The organism is Streptomyces sp. SAS_272, from assembly GCF_052543235.1.
The window spans coordinates 1-3,791 of record NZ_JBMNDR010000187.1 but is presented as its reverse complement, the minus strand read 5'-3'; the positions used below and the strand labels follow the sequence as shown (position 1 = coordinate 3,791).

2 protein-coding genes are annotated in these 3,791 nt (G+C 76.4%); both read left to right on the top strand.

Translation table 11 applies throughout. The features are described 5' to 3' along the window. Window positions 1–2,016 (top strand): SDR family NAD(P)-dependent oxidoreductase (locus ACN6LD_RS41920; protein ID WP_445045911.1); only part of this gene is annotated, 2,016 nt, incomplete at its 5' end. An 84-nt stretch (window positions 2,017–2,100) separates the two neighbouring features. Further along, window positions 2,101–3,702 carry a DHA2 family efflux MFS transporter permease subunit gene (locus ACN6LD_RS41915; protein ID WP_445045910.1) on the top strand — a complete coding sequence of 534 codons (1,602 nt, stop codon included), beginning with the start codon at window positions 2,101–2,103 and terminating at the stop codon, window positions 3,700–3,702. The last annotated feature ends 89 nt before the right edge of the window (window positions 3,703–3,791 follow it).

Here is a 3,791-nt window from a genome sequence, read left to right as displayed (position 1 = left end):
GTGGCCGGCGGCGCGGCCGGCGGACTGCTGCGCCTTGCCTGGGCCGAGCTCGCCGACCTCGGCGCGGCGCCCGCCGGCCCCGCCGCCGGCGAGCGGTGGGCCGTCCTCGAGGGCCGCTGCGCGGGGGAGACGGCCGCCCTCGTCCACGCCGGCGGCCTGCGCCCCGCCCCGCTCCGCGAGCCCGTCCCCGGCGCCGTCCCCGGCTTCCTGGTCGCCGACGCCGTCCCCGCCGCCGTCACCGCCGGGGCCGCGACGCCGCCCGACGCCGCCCGCGCCGCGCTCGCCGACGCCCTCGCGCTGCTGCAGACCTGGCTCGCCGAGGAGGCCTACGCCGACAGCAGGCTCGTCCTGCTGACGCGGGGCGCCTGCGCGGCGAAGCCCGGCGAGGCGGCCGACCCGGCCGCCGCCGCCGTCAGCGCACTCGTGCGCACCGCCCAGTCGGAGAACCCCGGCCGCATCGTCCTGCTCGACCTGGACGCCAGCCCCGCGTCGGCGCGCGCCGTGCCCGCGGCCGTGACCCGGGCCCTGGCGGGGGACGAGCCGCACCTCGCCCTGCGCGAGGCCGTCGCCTACGCGCCGCGCCTGACGGCCGCCGCGAGGCCCGACGACACGAGCGGGCCGCGCCCCGACGACCCGGACGGCACGAGCGGGCCGCGCCCCCTCGACCCGGACGGCACGGTCCTGGTCACCGGCGCCACCGGCTTCCTCGGCGGCCTCGTCGCCCGCCACCTCGTCACCGCACACGGCGTACGGCGTCTGCTGCTGGTCAGCAGGCGCGGGGCCGCCGCCCCCGGAGCGCCCGAACTGGGCGCCGCGCTGACGCAGCTGGGCGCCACCGCCCGCTTCGCCGCCTGCGACGTGGCGGACCGCGCCGCCGTGCAGCGGCTGCTGGCGGACGTCGGCGCCGAACACCGGCTGACGGCCGTCGTGCACACCGCCGGCGTCCTCGACGACGGCGTCCTGACCGCCTTGACGCCCGAGCGCATCGACACCGTGCTGCGGCCCAAGGCCGACGCCGCATGGCACCTGCACGAACTGACCGCCGGCCTCGACCTGTCGGCGTTCGTGCTGTTCTCCTCGATCGCCGCGCCCCTGGGCACCCCCGGCCAGGCCAACTACGCGGCCGCCAACGCCTTCCTCGACGCGCTCGCCCTGCACCGGCACGCCGCCGGACTGCCCGCCCAGTCACTGGGCTGGGGCCTGTGGGACGACGAGGCGGGCATGGCGCAGGAACTCGCCGAAGCCGACCTGGCCCGCCTCGCCCGCACCGGCATCGCCGCGATGCCCAGCGCCGACGGGCTCGCCCTCCTGGACGCCGCCCTGCGCACCCCGCACGCCCTGCTCACCCCGGTCCGCCTCGACGCGGGCGCCCTGCGCGCCCAGGCCGCCGCCGGCCGGCTGCCCGCACTGCTGCGCACGCTGGTGCGCACCCCGCCACGCCGGGCCGGCGCAGCGCCCGGCGGCTCGCCCGCCGGCGAGCGGCCGCTGCCCGAGCGGCTGGCGCAGATGACGCCCGAGGAACGCGAGAAGGCCGTCCTGGAGCTGGTGCGCGCCGAGGTCGCGGGCGTCCTCGGCCACGCCGACGCCCGCCGCCTCGAGGGCGAGCGCAGCTTCCAGGAGCTCGGGTTCGACTCGCTCACCGCCGTCGAGCTGCGCGACCGGCTCGCCGCCGCGACCGGCCTGCGGCTGTCCGCCACCCTCCCCTTCGACCACCCGACGGCCACCGCGCTCGCCGCCGAGCTGCTCGGGCGCCTCGCCCCCGACGACGACCCGGCAGGCCGGGCGCCGCTGACCGAGGCCCTCGACCGCCTCGAGGCGGCGCTGGCCCGGGCCGCCGCCGACGGCGACGCAGACCACGACCGCGACCGCGTCGGCGGCCGGCTCGGCGACCTGCTGCGCCGCTGGCACAGCGGGCACCGGCCGCCCGCCGCAGACGGCGACGACCTTCAGTCGGCCACCGACGACGAACTCTTCTCGGCGCTCGACGACGAGTTGGGGCTCGCGGACGCCGAATGAACCCCGGAAAGCGGGCCATTGACGAGTTCGGGTCAGTGTCCCGGACATTTAGTGAGCCACTCAGGTGGACGACAAGGAGCATCGGTGAGGAAACTGCGCGGAAATCCGTGGGCAGTCCTGGTGACCATGGGGCTCGGGTTCTTCATGACCCTGCTCGACCTGACCATCGTGAACATCGCGATCCCCGACATGATGGACCGGCTCGGCTCGTCCCTCGACCAGGCCCTGTGGGTCGTCAGCGCGTACGCCCTCGTGCTCGCCGTCACCCTGATCACCTTCGGCCGGCTCGGTGACCTGCGCGGGCCGCGCACCCTGTTCATCGCGGGCGTCACCCTCTTCACGCTGGCCAGCATCGCCTGCGGCCTCGCGGGCACCCCCGGCCTGCTCATCGCCACCCGCGCGGTGCAGGGACTCGGCGCGGCCATGATGGTGCCCCAGACCATGGTGCTGATCATGGCGGTGTTCCCGGCCGAACGGCGCGGCACCGCCATGGGCGTGTGGGGCTCGATCGCCGGCGTGGCGACCCTGTCCGGCCCGACCCTGGGCGGATTCCTGGTGAGCACGGTCGGCTGGCGCTGGATCTTCTTCATCAACGTGCCGATCGGCGTCGCCGTCGTCGTGCTGACCCTCCTGCTGGTGCCCGACATCAGGCCCGCCCGCGCCCACCGGTTCGACCTGCCCGGCGTCCTCGTCGCCACCGCCGCCCTGTTCTGCCTCGCCTTCGGCCTCCAGGAGGGCGAGCGCTACCACTGGAACGCGGGCATCGTCGCCCTGATCGCCGCCGGCCTGGCCCTCGTCGCGGTGTTCGTCGGGCACCAGCGCCGCCGGCAGAACGACGAGCCGCTGGTGCCGTTCGCGCTGTTCCGCGACCGCAACTTCACCGTGATGACCGCGATCGTCGCCCTGATCTCCATGGCCCTGCTGGGCCTGGTGCTGCCGATGAACATCTATCTGCAGTCCGTGCTCGGCATGAGCGCCGTCCAGGCCGGCCTCACCCTCGCGCCGTCCCCGATCCTGTCGATGACCGCCGCGCCCTTCGCGGGCCGCCTCTCCGACCGCATCGGCGGCAAGAACGTCCTGCTCTTCGGCCTCGTCGTCTACGGCAGCGGCATCTGCCTCGTGCTGCTGCTCGCCGGCGCCGACAGCTCCTGGTACACCTTCACCCTGCCGATGGCCGTGGTCGGCCTGGGCACCGGCTGCCTGCTCGCGCCGATGTCGAGCGAGGCGATGCGCAACGTGCCGCCGCAGCTGGCCGGCGCGGCCTCGGGCCTCAACAACACGATCCGGCAGATCGGCTCGGTCCTCGGCGCCTCCGTCGTGGGCGCCGTCCTGCAGAGCCGGCTCACCGCGAACCTGCACTCCGAGGCGCAGGCCCGCGCCGCCGAACTGCCGCCGGCCTCCCGCGACGGCTTCGTCGGCGCCTTCTCGCACGGCGACACCCCCGACGCCGGCGCGCTCCAGAGCCTCGCCGCCGACCTGCCCGCGCAGACGGCGGACCGCCTCGGCAAGCTGGCCGGCGAGGTCTACGACCAGGGATTCGTGGCCACCATGCACGCCTCGCTCGTCCTGCCGCTCAGCGCCGTCGCCGTCGCCGCGGTGCTGTGCACGCTGGCCCGCAACCATCTGAGCCGCAAGACGGCCGCCGCCCCGGCCCCCGTCACCACGGAGCCGGAGCCCAGCCGCTGACGCCCCGCCGGCCGTAACGGCCCCCGCCCGCCCCGCCCGCCCCTCGAACCCCGGCTCCCGCGGACAGCCCCCGCCGCGGGAGCAGGAAA